The organism is Clavibacter phaseoli (genome assembly GCF_021922925.1).
GTDB lineage: Bacteria > Actinomycetota > Actinomycetes > Actinomycetales > Microbacteriaceae > Clavibacter > Clavibacter phaseoli.
This window is the reverse complement of the sequence record NZ_CP040787.1, coordinates 20,554-37,871: the sequence shown is the minus strand read 5'-3', so window position 1 is coordinate 37,871 and position 17,318 is coordinate 20,554. Positions and strand designations below refer to the sequence as shown.

At 67.3% G+C, this 17,318-nt stretch carries 21 protein-coding genes; 8 read left to right on the top strand and 13 right to left on the bottom strand.

What is annotated here, in order from left to right; genetic code table 11:
- Positions 1–132: 132 nt before the first annotated feature.
- From FGI33_RS15090 to arsB, 5 genes are all read right to left on the bottom strand, one after another.
- Positions 133–336 carry a hypothetical protein gene (locus FGI33_RS15090; RefSeq protein WP_194676228.1) on the bottom strand — a complete coding sequence of 68 codons (204 nt, stop codon included), beginning with the start codon at positions 334–336 and terminating at the stop codon, positions 133–135.
- 751 nt (positions 337–1,087) lie between these two features.
- A complete protein-coding gene (locus tag FGI33_RS15085; RefSeq protein ID WP_410374659.1) occupies positions 1,088–1,609 on the bottom strand; it encodes a GNAT family N-acetyltransferase in 522 nt (173 codons plus the stop codon).
- Positions 1,600–2,925, bottom strand: a complete 1,326-nt coding sequence (locus FGI33_RS15080; protein ID WP_194676227.1) for an NAD(P)-binding domain-containing protein — start codon at positions 2,923–2,925, stop codon at positions 1,600–1,602. The genes FGI33_RS15085 and FGI33_RS15080 overlap by 10 nt, the downstream gene beginning before the upstream one ends.
- A 28-nt stretch (positions 2,926–2,953) precedes the next feature.
- Positions 2,954–3,373, bottom strand: a complete 420-nt coding sequence (locus FGI33_RS15075; RefSeq protein ID WP_194676226.1) for an arsenate reductase ArsC — start codon at positions 3,371–3,373, stop codon at positions 2,954–2,956.
- 30 nt (positions 3,374–3,403) lie between these two features.
- On the bottom strand, positions 3,404–4,525 hold the full coding sequence (arsB, locus tag FGI33_RS15070) for an ACR3 family arsenite efflux transporter (protein WP_237582586.1): 1,122 nt from the start codon (positions 4,523–4,525) through the stop codon (positions 3,404–3,406).
- A 105-nt stretch (positions 4,526–4,630) separates the two neighbouring features.
- Between arsB and FGI33_RS15065 the strand changes: the two genes are divergently transcribed.
- Positions 4,631–4,981 (top strand): ArsR/SmtB family transcription factor, encoded by a 351-nt coding sequence (locus FGI33_RS15065; RefSeq protein WP_194676224.1) that lies wholly within the window; start codon positions 4,631–4,633, stop codon positions 4,979–4,981.
- Here FGI33_RS15065 and FGI33_RS15060 read toward each other — a convergent pair whose 3' ends face one another.
- On the bottom strand, positions 4,982–7,291 hold the full coding sequence (locus FGI33_RS15060) for a heavy metal translocating P-type ATPase (protein WP_420022563.1): 2,310 nt from the start codon (positions 7,289–7,291) through the stop codon (positions 4,982–4,984). It lies immediately after the preceding gene.
- 15 nt (positions 7,292–7,306) lie between these two features.
- Here FGI33_RS15060 and FGI33_RS15055 point away from each other — a divergent pair, with 15 nt between their 5' ends.
- The 4 genes from FGI33_RS15055 (at position 7,307) to FGI33_RS15040 (ending at position 10,887) form a co-directional block, all read left to right on the top strand.
- Positions 7,307–7,792 (top strand): hypothetical protein, encoded by a 486-nt coding sequence (locus FGI33_RS15055; RefSeq protein WP_237582585.1) that lies wholly within the window; start codon positions 7,307–7,309, stop codon positions 7,790–7,792.
- A gap of 101 nt (positions 7,793–7,893) precedes the next feature.
- Positions 7,894–8,478 (top strand): DUF305 domain-containing protein, encoded by a 585-nt coding sequence (locus tag FGI33_RS15050; RefSeq protein ID WP_194676223.1) that lies wholly within the window; start codon positions 7,894–7,896, stop codon positions 8,476–8,478.
- An 88-nt stretch (positions 8,479–8,566) separates the two neighbouring features.
- Entirely contained in the window at positions 8,567–9,520 is a 954-nt protein-coding gene (locus tag FGI33_RS15045; RefSeq protein ID WP_228504374.1) for a M23 family metallopeptidase, read from the top strand.
- Between the two features lie 95 nt (positions 9,521–9,615).
- Positions 9,616–10,887, top strand: a complete 1,272-nt coding sequence (locus tag FGI33_RS15040; RefSeq protein ID WP_237582583.1) for a M23 family metallopeptidase — start codon at positions 9,616–9,618, stop codon at positions 10,885–10,887.
- Positions 10,888–10,931: 44 nt separating this feature from the next.
- Here FGI33_RS15040 and FGI33_RS15035 read toward each other — a convergent pair whose 3' ends face one another.
- From FGI33_RS15035 to FGI33_RS15025, 3 genes are all read right to left on the bottom strand, one after another.
- On the bottom strand, positions 10,932–11,897 hold the full coding sequence (locus tag FGI33_RS15035; protein WP_194676221.1) for a WD40/YVTN/BNR-like repeat-containing protein: 966 nt from the start codon (positions 11,895–11,897) through the stop codon (positions 10,932–10,934).
- Between the two features lie 37 nt (positions 11,898–11,934).
- Positions 11,935–12,126 (bottom strand): heavy-metal-associated domain-containing protein, encoded by a 192-nt coding sequence (locus tag FGI33_RS15030; RefSeq protein ID WP_228504371.1) that lies wholly within the window; start codon positions 12,124–12,126, stop codon positions 11,935–11,937.
- Between the two features lie 280 nt (positions 12,127–12,406).
- Complete coding sequence (locus tag FGI33_RS15025; RefSeq protein WP_194676219.1) at positions 12,407–12,559, bottom strand: hypothetical protein; 153 nt, start codon at positions 12,557–12,559, stop codon at positions 12,407–12,409.
- Between the two features lie 131 nt (positions 12,560–12,690).
- Between FGI33_RS15025 and FGI33_RS15020 the strand changes: the two genes are divergently transcribed.
- The 3 genes from FGI33_RS15020 to FGI33_RS15010 are packed head-to-tail and all read left to right on the top strand — an operon-like array spanning position 12,691 to position 14,206.
- Positions 12,691–13,086: an ArsR/SmtB family transcription factor gene (locus FGI33_RS15020; protein ID WP_237582581.1), complete on the top strand. Its 396-nt coding sequence runs from the start codon at positions 12,691–12,693 to the stop codon at positions 13,084–13,086.
- Positions 13,083–13,688, top strand: coding sequence for a cadmium resistance transporter (locus FGI33_RS15015; protein WP_237582579.1), 606 nt, complete (start codon positions 13,083–13,085; stop codon positions 13,686–13,688). The genes FGI33_RS15020 and FGI33_RS15015 overlap by 4 nt, the downstream gene beginning before the upstream one ends.
- 41 nt (positions 13,689–13,729) lie before the next feature.
- Positions 13,730–14,206 (top strand): signal peptidase II, encoded by a 477-nt coding sequence (locus FGI33_RS15010; protein WP_237582578.1) that lies wholly within the window; start codon positions 13,730–13,732, stop codon positions 14,204–14,206.
- A gap of 25 nt (positions 14,207–14,231) precedes the next feature.
- Here the strand turns inward: FGI33_RS15010 and FGI33_RS15005 are convergent, their stop codons facing one another.
- The 4 genes from FGI33_RS15005 to FGI33_RS14990 all read right to left on the bottom strand — a co-directional run bounded on the left by FGI33_RS15005 (position 14,232) and on the right by FGI33_RS14990 (position 17,270).
- Positions 14,232–14,933 (bottom strand): DUF4396 domain-containing protein, encoded by a 702-nt coding sequence (locus tag FGI33_RS15005; protein ID WP_194676215.1) that lies wholly within the window; start codon positions 14,931–14,933, stop codon positions 14,232–14,234.
- A gap of 249 nt (positions 14,934–15,182) precedes the next feature.
- A complete protein-coding gene (locus FGI33_RS15000) occupies positions 15,183–15,920 on the bottom strand; it encodes a cytochrome c biogenesis CcdA family protein (RefSeq protein WP_194676214.1) in 738 nt (245 codons plus the stop codon).
- Complete coding sequence (locus tag FGI33_RS14995) at positions 15,917–16,603, bottom strand: TlpA family protein disulfide reductase (protein WP_194676213.1); 687 nt, start codon at positions 16,601–16,603, stop codon at positions 15,917–15,919. Before FGI33_RS14995 ends, FGI33_RS15000 begins: the two co-directional genes overlap by 4 nt.
- Complete coding sequence (locus FGI33_RS14990) at positions 16,596–17,270, bottom strand: DsbA family protein (RefSeq protein WP_237582577.1); 675 nt, start codon at positions 17,268–17,270, stop codon at positions 16,596–16,598. Before FGI33_RS14990 ends, FGI33_RS14995 begins: the two co-directional genes overlap by 8 nt.
- Positions 17,271–17,318: the final 48 nt, after the last annotated feature.

Genomic DNA, 17,318 nt, shown 5'->3' with positions numbered 1-17,318 from the left:
CGTCAGAGGCTCAGCAATCAGGCTGGCTCGACGCTGCTCGAACGGGCAGATCATCGTGTCTCGTAAAGCTATTGCTTTTCGAGACGCTTGAAGACAGAGCTCTCCCTACCCGGAGGGAGGGGCATTTTCGGGCTAGTGGCTCGAGTCGGCGTTCATGTCGCCGATCGTGTCCAGGATGAGGACCACGCGCTCGGTGGGCGTGCCACTCGGCCCGAGGATCACGATGAAGGTGAGCGTCGAGACGACGACGATCACCAGGATCACGATCAGGGCGAGGACGCACAGCACCACGGTGGGGTTCACCTTGGGGAGCCACCCGAAGAGCAGGTTGAGCATGTCAAACCTCCGCCGGGTTGGGAGCGTGAATGCTCCCATCTGACATCGCACCGGATGGTGCGATGAGTTCTGGGGTCGCGACGACGATCGCGTCGCTGGGGACACTGGAGGAGAGCGCCATGGGCGCCCGGGCTGCTCAGCTGACATGCCCGAAGTACGCCGCTGAGGACCGACTTGGTCGAAAAAGTGCGGATGGCACTCCGGGGGCGTGCGGGCATGAAAAAAGCCAGCCCGTGGGCTGGCTTGAGGAAGGGACGTCGCAGATGATCGGGCGCAGTGGCCCCGCACGAAGTGACGCGAGTCTATTGAGCCGGATTCGCACACGTGTCAAGGACACGAGGCTTACCTACCGAAGACCGTGCGGCTACGTCGTCTCGACGGCTACGGACGCGATCGGCCCCACGATTTGGCGCGAGCCTATCGGCTCACTGTGACACCCGTGTCAAGCACGATCCGCCCCCGGCAGCTGGGGTAGCGACGGCGCCGGGCGTGAAAAAGGCCAGCTCATCGCTGGCCTAGGCGCGAACCCGTTCCGGACATAGATATCCACCGACGTGCTCATCATACGACTCTTTGACCGGAGACACGAGGACGCAGATGTGCCGTGCACCTACAACCGTAGGGGAGGAACCCACGCCACGGCGATGCGCCAGCATGAGTCCGACATCTTCAACCTAAGGGGTGAAGTCACTGGTCCTGCTCGTCCGCGACCTTCCCCACTTTCAAGTAGTGGGGGGACATCGTGGGTCTGTCAACTCCGACGCGCATCGGGGGCGTGTCGACGACGCCGTTCGATGAGCACGGTGTCACGCCAGACGCCCGCGAGCGGCCCGTAGGTCATGCGGGCGATGCGTTCCCGGGTGCCGACCTGCCGGAATTCGGCCGCCGCGTGAAGGGCGAGGGTCGCGGTGTTCTCCGGGAACAGGCTCGCTTGGATCGTCCAGATGTCTGCGGCGTCGGCCGCCTCGGTGAGCGCATCCAGGAGCACACGGCCGATGCCGCGGCCACGCGCCGCGGCGGCGACGTAGACGGAGTGCTCCACGACGCCCCGGTAGACCTCCCGGGTGGAAGTCGGGGAGATGGCGACCCAGCCGAGGACCTGGTCGCCGTCGACGGCAACCAGGCGCCCGACGTCGAGCTTGCCGGCGTCGAACTCGTCCCAGGACGCCGGAGGTGTGGCTTGGAAAGTGGCGTGGCCGGTGTCGATGCCCTCCTGGTGGATGTCCCGGACGGCAGGCCAGTCGGCCGGGACGAGGGGGCGGATCACGCGCAGCAGCTTGACCCGTCGGAGCTTGTGCCGACGTCGGTCGAGCACACACCGGTCTCGGGGAGCACGAGCTGGACGCGGCGGGCAGCGTCGTGGTTCCCGGCGAGCTCATCGGCGATGGAGCGGACCTGCTCGTACCCGGTGGCGAGCAGGAACGTGGGCGCGCGGCCGTAGCTCTTCATGCCCGCGATGAAGAACCCGGGCTCCGGGTGCGCGAGCTCCGCGACCCCGTGCGCGGGGACGCTGCCGCAGGAGTGCAGGTTCGGGTCGATCAGCGGCGCCAGCAGGCGCGGCGCCTCGACGATCTCGTCCAGCGACAAGCGGATCTCCCGCAGCATGTCGAGGTTCGGGCGGAACCCGGTCGCGTTGATGGCGATGTCGGCTTCGACCCGGTACGGGTCGTTCCGGCGCCGCCCGACGAGCGCGACGCGGTCCTCGTCGGCGGCGGCGACCTGGTCGATCTCGAACCGGTCGATGAGGGTGATGGCGCCCTGGCGGACGAGGTCGTGGACGATGCCGCCGAGCGCGCCGCGCTCGGGCAGCTCGTCCCCTGCGGATCCGTAGACGCGGACGGGGCTGGTGGAGCGGATGGCCCAGGTGATGGTGGTGCCGGGTTCTTCGCGGGCGAGGGCGGCGAGCTTGATGAGGGTGTTCGCGGCGGAGTGGCCGGCGCCGACGACAACCACGTGCCGGCCGGCGAACCGGGCCCGGTCGGCGCCCTGGACGTCGGGCAGGGCGTGGCTGATTCGGTCCGCGACCTCGGCCGGGACCGCGGGTGCGAGGCCGTTGGAGGTGAGGGGGTTCGGGGAGGCGTAGGTGCCGGAGGTGTCGATGACGGCCCGAGCGAGAGCGTCCTCGACACCGGCCGCGGTGTCGAGGCGGAGAAGGAACGGGGCGGATGCGCGCTTCGTGGAGCGGGTGCGGTCCATGCCCTGCCGGGTCACCGCCTGCACCCGGGTCCTGTACCGGATCCGCGGCGCGAGCTCCGGGGTCGCGGCCAGCGGGGCGAGGTAGCTGTCGACGAGGTCGTGCCCGGTGGGGAGGCGCTTCGCCGCGGGCGCATCCCAGCCGCCGGCATCCAGGAGTCGGGCTGCGGCGTCGTCGACGAGGTACTCCCACGGGGAGAACAGGCGCGTGTGGCCCCACTGCTTCACGGCGGCGCCGGCGGTGTCACCTGCTTCGTAGAGGACGACGTCGATGCCGCGCTCGAGCAGCTGCGCGGCCGCGGCAAGCCCGACGGGGCCCGCGCCGATGATCGCGACCGGCAGGCCGGCGAGGCGTCGCTCGTCGGTGCGGGGCGGGACGGTCAGGGTCATCGACATACGGGGCTCCTCAGAGGCGGTGGGCGGGTCAGCGGGTGGCGGGCTGGAGCTCGGCGAGGAGTTTCTGCACGCGGTTCTTGATGTCGTCGCGGATCGGGCGGACCTCATCCAGGCCCTTGCCCCTGGGGTCGGTGAGCTCCCAGTCCTCGTACCGCTTGCCGGGGAAGATCGGGCACACGTCGCCGCAGCCCATCGTGATCACGACGTCCGAGTCCTTCACCTGCTCAGTGGTCATGAGCTGCGGCACGGCCTGGGAGATGTCGATGCCCTCCTCGGCCATGGCCTCGATGGCGACGGGGTTGATCTGATCGCCAGGCTCGGAGCCGCCGGAGCGGACCTGCACGGTCCCGCCGGACAGTTCGCGCATGTACCCGGCGGCCATCTGGGAGCGGCCGGCGTTGTGGATGCAGACGAACAGGACGGTGGGGGCAGCGGTGGTGTCGGTCATCGAAGACTCCTTAACGTGTGCGGTGGAAGGTCAGACCCGGTCGGCGACCGGGTCGAGTGCTGAGGCGGCGGGATCGGCGGCGATGGCCGGGTCCGTGGTGCGGGTGGGGAACAGGCGAGGGCGCAGCCAGAGGGCGGCGTAGACGAGGGCGAGCAGCGCCGGGACCTCGATCAGCGGGCCGACGATGCCGGCGAGGGCCTGCCCGGAGGTCGCGCCGAAGGTCCCGATCGCGACGGCGATGGCGAGCTCGAAGTTGTTCCCCGCCGCGGTGAACGCGAGGGTCGTGGTGCGCTCGTAGCCGAGGCCCACGGCCTTCCCGAGGAGGAACCCTACGAGGAACGTGACGGCGAAGTAGATGATCAGCGGGATCGCGATGCGGACCACGTCCAGCGGCCGGTCGATGACCTGCTGCCCCTGGAGCGCAAAGAGCATGACGATCGTGAACAGCAGTCCGTAGAGGGCGAACGGGCCGACCTTGGGCAGGAACCGGTCCTCGTACCAGGTGCGACCGCGGGCCTTCTCGCCGATGCGGCGGGACAGGTACCCGGCGAGCAGCGGGATCCCGAGGAACACCAGCACGGACGCGGTGATGGCCCAGAACGAGAACTCCGCGCTCGTGGTCGGAAGGCCCAGCCAGGACGGCAGGAGCTGGAGGTAGAACCAGCCGAGCGCGCCGAACGCGAGGACCTGGAAGACGCTGTTGACCGCGACGAGGAACGCCGCAGCCTCCCGGTCACCGCACGCGAGGTCGTTCCAGATCAGCACCATCGCGATGCACCGGGCGAGGCCCACGATGATCAGGCCCGTCCGATACTCCGGCAGGTCCGGCAGCAGCAGCCACGCGAGGGCGAACATGAGCGCGGGGCCGACGATCCAGTTCATCGCGAGCGACGAGATCAGCAGGCGCCGGTCGCCGGCGACCTGGCGGGCGTCCGAGTACCGGACCTTCGCCAGGACCGGGTACATCATCACCAGCAGCCCGACGGCGATCGGGACGCTCACCGACCCGACGCTGAACGCGTGCAGCGCCTCGCCGACCGCAGGGGCGGACACCGCGAGCAGGAGGCCGGCACCCATCGCGGCGAGGATCCACACCGGCAGCAGCCGGTCGGTCGTGCCGAGGCGGACGGGAGCAGGAGCAGCAGGAGGCATCGAGGGGTGTCGCGTCTTTCGGTCAGCGGGGGCATCGACGTACGTCGATGAACCGAGCATGACGTAACCCATCGACGGCTGTCAATGTGTGGCAGGATCGGCTGCATGGCCGTTCTTGACATGCTCCCCATCGCCGACGTGACCGCGTGCTGCGCACCGCTCACCCGGGAGGCGATGAGCGCCGAGAACGCCGACAAGCTCGCCCGATCACTGCGCGCGATCGCCGACCCCGCACGGCTCCGTGTCATCTCGATGGTCGCCGCGCACGACGGCCAGGAGGCCTGCGTCTGCGACCTCACCGAGCCGCTCGGCCTCGGCCAGTCGACCGTCTCGCACCACCTCAAGGTCCTCGTCGACGCCGGCATCCTCAGTCGCGACAAGCGCGGCAGCTGGGCCTACTACCGCCTCGTGCCTGGCGCCCTCGACTCCCTCGCGGGGCTCATCGCCACCGTCTGATCAGATGCCGCCCTGGCGGAGATCGATTCGGCGGAGCAGTTGCGCGTTGAGGGCGACGACGATGGTGGATGCGCTCATCAGCAGGGCGCCGATGGACATGGGCATCACGAACCCGATCGGCGCGAGGACACCGGCGGCGAGCGGGACGGAGATGAGGTTGTAGCCGGCTGCCCACCAGAGGTTCTGCTTCATCTTCCGGTAGCTCGCGCGGGAGAGGTGGATCACGGACAGCACCGAGCGGGGGTCGTCGGAGGCGAGGATCACGCCGGCGGACGCGATGGCCACGTCGGTGCCGGCGCCGATCGCGATGCCGACGTCCGCCTGGGCGAGGGCCGGTGCGTCGTTGACGCCGTCCCCGACCATGGCGACCTTGCGGCCTTCGTCCTGGAGCTCGCGGACCTTCGCAGCCTTGTCCTCCGGGCGCACTCCCGCGAAGACCCGGTCAATGCCGAGCTCGTCGCCGACGGTGTGCGCGACGGCTTCGGCGTCGCCGGTGATCATGACCACCTCCACGCCGGCGGCGTGCAGGGCGTGGATGGCGTGCCGAGATTCCTCGCGTACTTCATCCGCGAGGGCGATCGCGCCGATCACGTCTCCGTCCTGGAGGACGTGCAGGATGATCCGGCCCTCCTGCACCCACTGCTTCGTCCCATCCATCGGGGTCGCGTGGTGCGAGTCGAGCATCGCGGGGCCGCCGACGCTGATCGTTGCGGCGTCTACCTGTGCGGTGACGCCGACCGCCGTGGACGCTTGGAACTCCCGTGCCCGGGGGACGGCGAGGTCGCGCCGGGCAGCGGCGGCGACGATGGCGCGCGCGAGAGGGTGCTCGCTATCGGCTTCGACAGCGGCCGCGATGGCGAGGACACCGTCCGCGTCACGTCGGCCGGTGCTGAGCACGTCCACGACGGTGGGCTCGCCCTTGGTCAGGGTGCCGGTCTTGTCGAACAGGACCGTGTCCACGGTGCGCATCGTCTCCAGCGCGAGGCGGTCCTTGATCAGGATCCCGGCCTTCGCGGCGCGCTCGGTGGCGATGGACACCACCAGCGGGATCGCGAGCCCGAGCGCGTGCGGGCAGGCGATGACGAGGACGGTGATGGTGCGGATCACCGCGTCTTCTGGCCGGCCGAGTAGCGTCCACGCGATCGCAGTGAGGATCCCGGCGCCGAGGGCGAACCAGAACAACCATCCGGCGGCGGTGTCGGCGAGACGCTGCGCGCGCGAGGTGGAGCTCTGCGCCTCGGTGACGAGTCGCTGGATGCCCGCCAGTGCGGTGTCGTCACCGATCGCGGTGATCTGAACGCGGATCGCGGTGTCGGTCGCGACGGTGCCGGCGACTACCCGGGCGCCCGGGCCTCGAGACACCGGCTGCGACTCACCGGTGATCATCGACTCATCCACATCGGCTGTGCCCTGCACGATCAGGCCATCAGCAGGGATCCGCCCACCGGGACGGACGATGACCACGTCCCCCACGCGGAGCTCGGCCGGTGAAATCGTCACGACGTCATCGCCGTCGACGCGTTCGGCTTCATCGGGAAGCAGCGCCGCGAGGGACTCGAGCGCGGAGGAGGTCTGCGCGAGGGAGCGCATCTCGATCCAGTGCCCCAGCAGCATGATCACGATCAGCAGCGCCAGCTCCCACCAGAAGTCGAGCTCGTGATCCAGCAGCCCGAGGCTCGCCCCCCATGAGGCGAGGAACGCGACCGTGATCGCCAGCGCGATCAGCAGCATCATCCCCGGACGACGGCTCTTCAGCTCGCTGACGGCGCCCGTGAGGAACGGCCGCCCACCCCACACGTACATGAGGGTCCCGAGAACGGGAGAGACCCAGCCGAGGGCGGCGACGTCGGGGAGCGTGTAGCCGAGGATCATCGCGAACATCCCGCTGGCGCCGACGACCGGGATCGCGAGGATCAGCATGATCCAGAACAGCCGCCGGAACTGCGCGACGTGATCCCCATGCCCGCCGCCATGCCCGGCATGGCCGTGCCCGCCCATGGCGCCGTGCTGCTCCTGGGGGCCGCCGCTGGCGGCAGCGTGGGCGTGATGATCGCCCGACGTCGCGGGGGTGTCGTGCTGGTGGTGCGACTGCACGTGAGAAGAGTCAGATCGACGATCGTTCATGGCCCCGAATGTATACCCCCCGGGGGTATTTGCATACCCCCTAGGGGTACCCGCCTGCACATGGGGCATACTGGTTAGGCGCGCGTCGGGAGTCGTGACGGCTACCAGGTAGGAGGGTGTGAACACATCGCCCTCGTGTGGTGTTGACGTCACGATCGGGTAACGTACGCCGAGTAGCAGCGGCAACAGGAAGGAGTTCGCATGGTCACCGTGTCGACTCCGACCCTCCACAGCCGCCTCGCTGGTGCCCCGTTCCTCGGGTTGCTGGTGAAGATCGTGGCTCTCATCGCGGTCATCGTGGGCCTTGTCGTGATGAGCCCGACTGCGCAGGGCTGGGGTGAGTCCCTGGGCACGCCACACCTGCATGCCGCCGATGATCTGCATGCTCCCGGCACCGGTCATGGGGTTGCTGACAGTCGCACCGATGCCTCAGTAGTGCCGGCCTTCGTCGCTGCGGCGCCCGCTTCGGACGTCCTCTTCGCCGGCACGCTCGGCGGCGTGGTCCTGGTGGCATCTGCCACCCTGATGCTCCTTGCCGCTCTCGGCGTCGCCATCCTTCGAGCGCTCCGGGGTGCCCCGCACCTCGACGACCCGCTCGGTAGACGACTTCGCCCACGCGTCGCCTGGGACGCGGCATGGCTGCCGTCCCCGCCGACGCCTGCCGCGCTGTCCGTCTTCCGCATCTGACCTGTTCTGCATCGACCCGAGACCCGGGCTGATCCGTGGCGCCATGCGCTGCACGGATCTAGCCCTGCCATCCCGATTGCATGAACAGGACTAGACAGACGATGAAGAACACCACCCCGCTCCTTCGCGCCGGCATCGCCCTCGCGGCCGCGCTGACGCTCACCGGATGCGCTGCCAGCGACCCCGGAGCAACACCCGAGGCCAGCACCTCCGCCGAAGTCGAGAGCGGAAGCAACAACGTGAACGAGGCGGACGAGATGTTCGTCCAGATGATGCGCCCGCACCACGAGCAGGCCATCGAGATGAGCGACATGCTCCTCGCCAAGACCGGCATCAGCGACGAGATCACGGCGCTGGCCACCGAGATCAAGGAAGCGCAGGTGCCCGAGATCGAGCAGCTGAGCGCCTGGTCGGACGAGTGGGGCATCGAGGAGATGTCCGGCATGGACCACAGCATGGACGGCATGATGTCCGACTCCGACATGCAGGACCTCGACGCCGCCGAGGGCACCGAGGCTGAGCAGCTGTTCCTCACCCAGATGATCGAGCACCACACCGGCGCCATCGAGATGGCGCAGACCGAGATCGAGGACGGCCAGAACCCGGACGCCATCGAGATGGCAGAAGGCATCGTCGCTACGCAGGAAGACGAGATCTCCCGCATGCGCGCGCTCCAGACCTCCTAACGCGCCCTCTTCTCGTTCCCCCTCCCTCCCGCAGGCGATGGCAGCCCGTACTGCCGTCATGCCTGCGTGCCCCTATGAAAGGCACTCGTTGCTCCACGAAACACCCGCACTGCGCAACCGGCTGAACCGGCCGACCCGCGTAACCCGGCCCGCGCGCCCGACGGCCACCCGACGCTCCACGTTCGAACGCCCCGATGTTCCTCCCACTGACTTCCGCCGCACTCTGACCTGGCAGCAGGAAGCCCGCCGCCGGGCCCGGACCATCCAGCACAACACCACCTCGCCGACCGCACGTGCGCGCCGCACCGGTACCAGCCCGTGGAAGACCGCCATCGGCGCGATGCTGACCGCCGGCGCGATCGCCGTCACCTACGGCCTACCCGCCTACGCGGTCCCGGACGATGTGACCGGCGGCGCCGTGACGTACCAGAATCCCACCACAGGTGAGGTCCAGACATTGCAGGTCGACGGCGCGAACTACACCGTCACCGCGGAACAGGGCTTCTCCGTCACACTGCCGCCGCCTCCGCCGCCGCCGCCCGTGGTTCCCGTGCAGACGCTCAGCACCACCCCGTCCGGTGCCAGCACCAGCGCCGCGCTGTCGACTGCCGTCCCGGCCGGCACCGACGTGCGCTGGCCGATCCCCTCATCGCTACGACTTTCTAGTGGCTTCGGACCGCGGGTGTCCCCGTGCTCGGGATGCTCCTCGTACCACCAGGGCCTTGACTTCGACCCCGGAAACGGCGCCGCTATCCAGTCCATCGCGGCAGGAGTCGTCCGGCAGGTCGTGAGCTCCAACACCGGCCTCGGCGTGCACGTCGTCATCGATCACGAGATCGACGGGACACGCATCAGCAGCACGTACGCGCACATGCAGTTCGGATCCGTGCCGCTGCGTGCAGGGCAGGTCGTCGAAGCAGGTACCCCGGTCGGCCGTGTCGGTACCACCGGTGCCAGCACCGGCCCGCACCTGCACTTCGAGATCGCCTACGGGACCAAGCGCGTCGATCCCTACGCGTGGCTGAGCGCCAACGTGCGCTGATGCATTCACAGGTGACCGGTGACCCCTCTCCTGCCGGGGGAGCACAGTCGGCTGGGCCGGGCGTCGTCGGACGCCCGGCCCGGTCGGCCTCGCGCGTGCGCATCGCCGCCCTGCTGACAGCGATCGGTCTCCTCCTGGGCGTCGGCATCCCCTCGGCGCAGGCCGCCGAGGAGTACCCGACGTGGTCCGAGGTGCAGGCAGCACGCGGCAACGAGCAGGCCACAGCGGATCAGGTCACCCGTATCACCTTGCTCATCGACGGCCTGGCGTCCGAGGTCGAAGCAGCGAACGCGGTCGCGCTCCAGCGCGCTGACGAGCACCAGGCCGCGATCGACGCTGTCGATGAGGCGACCGGGAAGCTCGAAGCGCTCCAGGGCAAGGCCGAGAACGCCCAGGCCGAGGCCGACGAAGCACGGCAGCGCGTGGGCCAGTTCGTGGCACAGCTTTCCCGACGTAGTGGACGTGGCGACGTCAGCCTCCGACTGTTCACCAGCGGCGACGAAGCCGAAGGTCTCCTGCGTCAGATGGGTACCGCGAGCAAGCTCGCCGACCGTCAGGACACCGCGTTTGCCAGCGCCGTCACGGCGGCAAAGTCTGCGGAATCGCTCGGCAAGCAGGCTGCTGTAGCCAAGGATGAACTCACCGGTCTGGCCGCTACTGCACAGGCGGCGCTGCAAGAGGCATCCGAAGCGCAGGCTCGAGCGGATCAAGCGCTGGCTGAGCAGCAGGCGCGCAGCGCCGAACTCTCTGCGCAGCTCACGACGCTGCGCGACTCGCGCATCTCCATCGAGGAGGGCTACGCCATCGGCGAGCGGAAGCGCCAGGAGGCTGCTGCCGAGGAGGCCCGCAAGCAGGCAGAGGCACGTGCGGCTGCCGCAGCACGTGCGGCAGCGGCATACGCCGGGGCGCGTCCTCCGGCAAACGCACCCCGACCGCCGTCCTCGAGCGGTCAGACCTCCAGCTCAGGCTGGACCATGCCCATCCGGAGCTACGGGTCGTACCAGTCCTACGGCATGCGCCTGCATCCGATTCTCGGGTACTGGAAGCTGCACGCCGGCGACGACTTCGGCGCCGGCTGCGGCACACCGATCTACGCCGTAGCCGCCGGCACCGTGCAATTCGCAGGCGGAGCCAGCGGGTTCGGCAACGCGATCACCCTGAACCACGGCAACGGGGTGACGAGCGTGTACGGCCACATGTACTCGTACGGAGTGATGGTCCGCACGGGGCAGACCGTCCAGGCGGGACAGCAGATCGGCGCGGTCGGCAACGCTGGGCTGTCGACCGGTTGCCACCTGCATTTCGAGATCCGCCAGGGCGGCGTGGCCACCTCGCCCATGCCGTTCCTGCGCTCACGCGGGGCGTAAGTATGTAGCAGCAGCCTGCGGTGACGCCTTGTGCCGGATTCCGGTCAGCGGGAGCGCAACACGGTCCACTCTTGACCGAAGTCCGAGCTCGCGACCACACCGCGATCGTCGAAGGCCAGGATCCAGGGGGTCTGGCCTTCGACGTAGCTGAAGGCTTCTACCGCTCCGGCGGCAGATCCGTGCCCGGACCACTCCAGCCCGGCCGTTGACGTCCAGATCCGGCCATCGGTAGCGACCCCAACGAGGCCGCCTCCCGCACTTTCCGGCACCGCGTCAATCAGATACAAGGTCGGGGCGCCGGGCACTGCGGTGAAGGTGCGGCCCGCATCGCTGCTTGCAACCAGCCCCTCCGCTGTCGAAGCGAACACCCGGTCCGGATCAGCGGCGTCGACGGTGAGATCCCGAAGCGCTATGGATGCACCGTCGGCCCAGGTGGTGCCCGTATCGTCGCTGATGCGCACCACGCCGCGGCCGGAGTCGTAGCCATAGACTCGCGTTTGCCCGTCGGGGAGCGTGGCGGTGGCGATGTCGTGGAAGTCAGTCTCACCAGGCAATGACACGGATTCCCAGGAGTCGCCGTAGTCGATGCTGCGGATCAGCCCGAGGTTGGGCTGCTCCAACGCTTCGGACGCAGCGGGATCCGGATGTCCAGAGGCGAACAGTGTGCCCTCTGCGGCAGCGGAAACCGTGAAGCCCATCGTGTCCTGAGCGACACCGCCCAGAGGCCCGTCCTCCGTGGTGTCCGTGGCAGGGGTGGTGGTGCCGTAATCCGTGAGCGTGTCGGTGGGGATCAGCCAGAGGCCGGAGTGCGCTGCTGCGTAGGTGCGGCCGGTTGCCGGGTCGTAATCCAAGCCGTGCACGTGCTCCAGCTCCGCTGTTGCGCTAGGTGCACCGGCAGCACAGCCGACCAGACCAAGCAGCGTCGCCACACCCAGCCCAGCCACCGCGATGCGGCGGCTGAACGGCCTCATCACACCGATCGCCGGCAAAAGCCTTAACGAGTTCATCAAGTCCGTCGCTTCTCTGCACCTAGATAAGCGGCAGGAGTCAGCTCAACGGCTCGAGCGTGTAGCCGACCTCAACGACAGCAGCTCCGACCGTGCCCTCACTCATCGGACGGTCGCTGCGGACCCGCAGTCGCGACGTTCCGCCGACGACCAGATCGACACGAGCATCGACGACACCGTCAAGCGCTGCGACCGCTTCGGTCACGCTGACGACGCAGTGGGAGCAGGTCATTCCGGTAACTCCGAACTCTGCAGTGCTCGCCGGTTCCGCGGTCGGCGCCGTCACCATGGCAGTCGCTCCAGTTGGAGCGCAGCAGCCGCACGGCGTCGATGCCACGGGCAGCAAATTGAGACGGCTTGGCGTAGTCACAGGATCTCCAAGTCTTTGCGGATGCCTCCCAGCGTACCCCCTGGGGGTATCTTCGCAGCTGTGTATGTGCCTGCCACTGCACGCGACGGGCTCCTCGCGCAGCCCGGGCATATGGCTGCGACATACAGGACTTTGAGATACTTCATACGCGCAAGTCCGTCCCGCTCGTCGAGCGGTTGCTGTTGCTGAGGGCAGCGTCTTCTTCGTGATCGAGCGCTGACAGGGTTCTGGCCTCACCGGTCTCGTCCCAGGGCCGCAGCAGCGGCACCTGGCGGTCGCCGGTGTCGAGACGCACGTCGGCAGGGTACGTATTGGCGGCACCAGCCTATTCAGTCTCGCCATCCTGCTGGGATCCGCGGGCATCTCATGGGGCGTCTCATCGGTCTCCGGCGGCAATTCATCGGTGATACCCGATAGTATCGGTGCATGGCGATAACTAACGAGCGCGGTACTTCGGCTGCTGTCTCCCTCTTCCATTCCCTCGCGGATCCGCGACGTCTCCAGATTGTGCGGCGGCTGCAACTAGGCGAGGCACGGGTCAGCGACCTGGTGACCGAGCTGGGACTTGCGCAGTCCACGGTGTCCGAGCACGTCAGCTGTCTCCGCGAGTGCAACCTGATCGTCGGGCGTACTCAGGGGCGGCAGGTCTTCTACTCTCTGGCTCGACCGGAGTTGCTGGATCTACTGGAAGCTGCCGAAGCGCTGCTAGAAGCTACGGGCTTACAGGTGGATCTGTGCGGCAGGTATGGGTCGACGTCGAGCAATCAGAGCGCCGCAGGCATGCCGGCAGGTATCGACGCCGGTGCTGGAGCGGCGCAGTGATCGGGACGATCGCGGCAGCGATCGGTCTGTTCGCCGCGACGAACATCGATGACATCGTCGTTCTGACAGTTCTGTTCCTCGCGTCCACGCGTGGAGCACTACCGGGCTGGAAGGTCGTGGCGGGGCAGTACCTGGGCTTCGCGGTACTCGTCGCGATCAGTGTCATCGCCGCGGCGGGGCTGACGATCATCCCCGATGAGTGGGTGGGGTTGCTGGGCCTGATTCCGCTGGCGATCGGCATCTATGGGCTGATCCGCACTCTTCGAGCACGAGGCGATGATGACGACGAGAGCTCGATCAGCGCCGTGGGGCTGCTGGGCGTCGCGGGGATCACGATCGCGAATGGCGCGGACAACATCTCGCTCTACACACCGGTGTTCCGCACCAGTCCGGTCGGCGACACGGTGGTCACGATCATCGTGTTCTTCATCCTCGTCGCGGTGTGGTGCTTCGTCGCACGAGTCGTAGGAACCAACAAGACGGTGACGGAACTGCTCGAGAAGGTCGAGCACTGGCTCGTTCCGGCGGTCTTCATCGGTCTCGGACTGTTCATCCTGATCGAGTCCGGCGTTGTGCCGAGGCTGATCGGGCTTGTCGCTTGACGATGTCGAGCACGGCATCACGGCGCGTAACGACCTCGATCGTGCTGATTCTGGTGGCGTTCACGGCTGATCGGGTGACGAAGCAGTGGGCGCTTCGCGAGCTCAACGACGGCAGCACCATCGAGCTCGGCCTCGGCGTCCGGCTGGAGCTGATCTTCAACCCCGGGGTGGCCTTCGGCCTTGGAGCAGATCTCGGGCCTCCTCTCGCGGCGGGTTTGATCGTCGTGGCAAGCGCCTTGACGGCGTGGGTGTTGTGGCGTGCCGCGCGAGGTGCACCGATGGGCGGTACTGGTCTGCTGGCCCTCGCCGCCGGCGGCGCGGCCGGGAACATCTGGGACCGCATCAGCCGAGCAGCCGAGGGGCCCCTCACGGGCGAGGTCGTCGACTTCCTCGCTATCGACGGGTTCGCGATCTTCAACGTCGCGGACATCTTCACCACGTGCGGTGTCGCCGGCTGGGCACTCCTCCAGGTCTTCCGCAAAGACGACGCTCCTACGAAGGATCGGCGCAGCGCATAGATCATGTGAACTGCCGAGTAACGATTTACGCGGCCGCGGTGATGCGTCGTCGAAGGAGCTGCCTCACCATCGGATAGGCAGTTAGGAACCCAAAGACAAGCCCGAGTTGCATCAAGAAGAAAAACCGCACATCGCTCGGTGCAGGCATGAAGTTCCCGAAGTGCATGAGGAGCATCCAGCCGCCCATGCCCACGTCGAACGCAACGACCGTGAGGGCGGCACTGAGCAGTGCAACGCCTGCCTTGCGCTTTACGGCGAGGCTGGACGCTTCGGATGCGAAGAAGTACTCGAAGACGAACAGCATGCCGATGGCTAGAAGTGCGATGACGATGATCATCACCCACAAGTTCGTACCCGCGATGGTCGCACCGCTCGCGACGACGAGCGGCACTCCGATGAAGTGACCGACAGTTGCCGCGGCGCCGCCAGGTGTGCTCCCCGCGATCGTCTGCCCGTTGAGCTCATGGGAGTGTCGTGTCTGTGAGCTGGGCGCTGCGGCGTCTCCGCTTCTACCCCAACGATTGAACGCCCAAATCGCTACCGGACCAAGGAACAGACCAGCAACCGGCCACACGACGTTCATGGCCCTGTTTCGCTGGTACCAGCGCCGGCCAAAGATGTTGTAAGCAAGTATGACAGCACTGATCACTCCGAGCGCCACAAAAAACCACGAAAGGGGTGTCAACCAGACGGGAAAAGCGGGTGACATCGAGGTCATATTCGTCATGTCATCATTCATTGGTAGTACAGCTTTCTATCAAATTGAAGTGCGAACGGTACGTGTAATTACTAGAGAGCATGAGCCTCCAGTCGGGGGGGCAAAAAGTTCCAAAATACAATTTGTTGATGCGCGAAGATGCCGCGCGTCCTCTGGGGGCTGCGTACGGCCCATATGGGATCCGAGGAGACAGGGGCAAGGACGATGGAAGTGACGCCGAGATAGAGCGCTGTGGGGTCTTCGGCGCCTTGTGAGTGCTCAGATGGGGAGGACGAATCCGTTGATGAGTCCCTGGATCTGGTTGACGAGCTGAGTCCACAGGCCGGAGGTCATGGCGATGCCGACGAGGACGAGGATCAGGCCGCCGGCGAGGTTGATGGCGCGGATGTGACGGCGGACGAAGGCGACCGACCCGGTGACCCAGCCCAGGCCCAGCGCGACCAGCAGGAACGGGATCCCGAGTCCCAGGCAGTACATGAACCCCAGAAGGGCACCGCGGCCGGCGGATCCGCTGCTGAGGCTCAGGGCGCTGATCGCGGCCAGGGTGGGGCCGAAGCAGGGTGTCCATCCCAGGCCGAACACGATTCCGAGCACCGGTGCGCCGGCGAGACCTGCGGCGGGTCGCCAGGTCGGCGTGAACGAGCGTTGCAGGAACCCGATCTGGCCGACGAACACGAGACCCATGAGGATCACGATCACGCCGAGGATGCGGGTGACGACGTCCTGCCATTGCAGCAGCCACACGCTCAACGCTCCGAACAGGGCCCCGTAGGCGATGAACACGACCGCGAATCCGGCCACGAACAACGCCACCCCGATCAGCAGGCGCCGGCGACTGGTGCGAGCGTTCGAGTCAGCGAGAGCTCCGACGTAGCCGAGGTAGCCCGGCACGAGCGGCAGCACGCACGGGGACACGAACGACACGAGCCCCGCCAACAACGCGATGGGGATCGCGAGCAGTAGCTGCCCACCGAACACGGTCTCGGCCCACGTCATGGCGTTGTCTCCAGGACGGTGCTGATCAGCGCGTTCAGCACCGACTTCTCAGCAAGCCCCGTGACCCGGGCGGCGAGACGCCCTTCGGTATCGAGGATGATCGTCGATGGCACGGCGTTCGGTGCGATCTTGCCCGCGAAGGCGAGCTGCACGCCGCTGTCGACGGTATCGATGATCGACGGGTAGGTGATGCCGAACTGGGTCGCGAACGCCCGCGCGGTGTCGGCCTCGTCGCGGACGTTCACGCCGAGGAACGCGACGCCCTGGTCCTGGTACTGCTGGTTCAGCGCCTCCAGATCCGGTGCTTCCAGCCGGCAGGGCGGGCACTCGGCATACCAGAAGTTCACAACGAGGATCCGCCCGGCATAGTCGGTGGACGCCACCGGGTTCCCGTGCTCGTCGATGCCGGCGAACCCGATCGAGTCACCCCGGTTTTCGGGCGGGATCTCCACCACCGTGCCGTCACCGGCAATGTAGTTCTTGGTCGATCCGTCGCTGAACTGCTGTGCCAGCGGATCGTTGTTCGCGCACCCGGCTACTCCAACGCCGAGGACGAGCGCTGCTGCTACGGCGATGCCGGCTCGCCTGAGTTGATGGCGTGGCGGGAGGTGGTGCGGCAGCTGCGGTTGAGATGCCTGGGCGGCTGCATCTTGCCGGCGTCGCTGCGTGCTGGAGTTAGCCATTGTCCAGCGCGCTCTGCACGGCCAGGTCCAGGTCTTCGAACGCGGTCAGCTCGAGCATCTTCCCGTTGACGAAGAACGTGGGGGTGCCTGTGACACCGAGAGCGGTTCCCTCCGCACGGTCACTGATGACCCGCTCCAGGGTCGCGGGGTCAGCGACCGCGGCGTCGAACGCGGCCATGTCCAAGCCGAGCTCCTCGGCGAAGCCCCGGAACCGGTCGACCTCGGACGTCTGCTTTTCGCCCCACTCGATCTGCGTCTCGTACATGCGGGAGTACATGGCCTGCATCTGGCCCTGCTGGGCGGCGGCCTCGACGGCGACGGCGGAGTTCTTAGCGTTGCGGTGAGAGGGGATGGGGAAGTACCGCACAGCGACGTTGATCTGGCCGGCGTACTTCTCCCGCACCTGCTCGACGTAGGGGTACATCGCCGCGCACGACTCGCACTCGAAGTCGAGGAACTCGACGACCGTCACCGCGTCGTCGCCGACCTCATCCAGGTAGCGGGTGTTCTCACGGACCAGCTCAGCGGTAGCCGGGGCGACGGTGGGGTCAGCGGTCAACGCTTGCGGCGTGTCCGTGCGGGTGTTGTTGGAGGTGATGACGGCGATGAGGACGCCGGCGATGGCCACGATGACGATCACCGCGGCGATGAGCTGCTTCTTGAGCATGAGGAAAGTCCTTGCGTGAAATCAATGAGAGAGAAGGGACCGAAGAGC

Excerpts from the sequence above, each read along its gene's own strand:
- FGI33_RS15090 (WP_194676228.1), bottom strand. The coding sequence starts at position 336 with ATGCTCAACCTGCTCTTCGGGTGGCTCCCCAAGGTGAACCCCACCGTG.
- FGI33_RS15080 (WP_194676227.1), bottom strand. The coding sequence starts at position 2,925 with ATGTCGATGACCCTGACCGTCCCGCCCCGCACCGACGAGCGACGCCTC.
- FGI33_RS15075 (WP_194676226.1), bottom strand. The coding sequence starts at position 3,373 with ATGACCGACACCACCGCTGCCCCCACCGTCCTGTTCGTCTGCATCCAC.
- arsB (WP_237582586.1), bottom strand. The coding sequence starts at position 4,525 with ATGCCTCCTGCTGCTCCTGCTCCCGTCCGCCTCGGCACGACCGACCGG.
- FGI33_RS15065 (WP_194676224.1), top strand. The coding sequence starts at position 4,631 with ATGGCCGTTCTTGACATGCTCCCCATCGCCGACGTGACCGCGTGCTGC.
- FGI33_RS15055 (WP_237582585.1), top strand. The coding sequence starts at position 7,307 with ATGGTCACCGTGTCGACTCCGACCCTCCACAGCCGCCTCGCTGGTGCC.
- FGI33_RS15050 (WP_194676223.1), top strand. The coding sequence starts at position 7,894 with ATGAAGAACACCACCCCGCTCCTTCGCGCCGGCATCGCCCTCGCGGCC.
- FGI33_RS15030 (WP_228504371.1), bottom strand. The coding sequence starts at position 12,126 with ATGACCTGCTCCCACTGCGTCGTCAGCGTGACCGAAGCGGTCGCAGCG.
- FGI33_RS15020 (WP_237582581.1), top strand. The coding sequence starts at position 12,691 with ATGGCGATAACTAACGAGCGCGGTACTTCGGCTGCTGTCTCCCTCTTC.
- FGI33_RS15005 (WP_194676215.1), bottom strand. The coding sequence starts at position 14,933 with ATGACGAATATGACCTCGATGTCACCCGCTTTTCCCGTCTGGTTGACA.
- FGI33_RS15000 (WP_194676214.1), bottom strand. The coding sequence starts at position 15,920 with ATGACGTGGGCCGAGACCGTGTTCGGTGGGCAGCTACTGCTCGCGATC.
- FGI33_RS14995 (WP_194676213.1), bottom strand. The coding sequence starts at position 16,603 with ATGGCTAACTCCAGCACGCAGCGACGCCGGCAAGATGCAGCCGCCCAG.
- FGI33_RS14990 (WP_237582577.1), bottom strand. The coding sequence starts at position 17,270 with ATGCTCAAGAAGCAGCTCATCGCCGCGGTGATCGTCATCGTGGCCATC.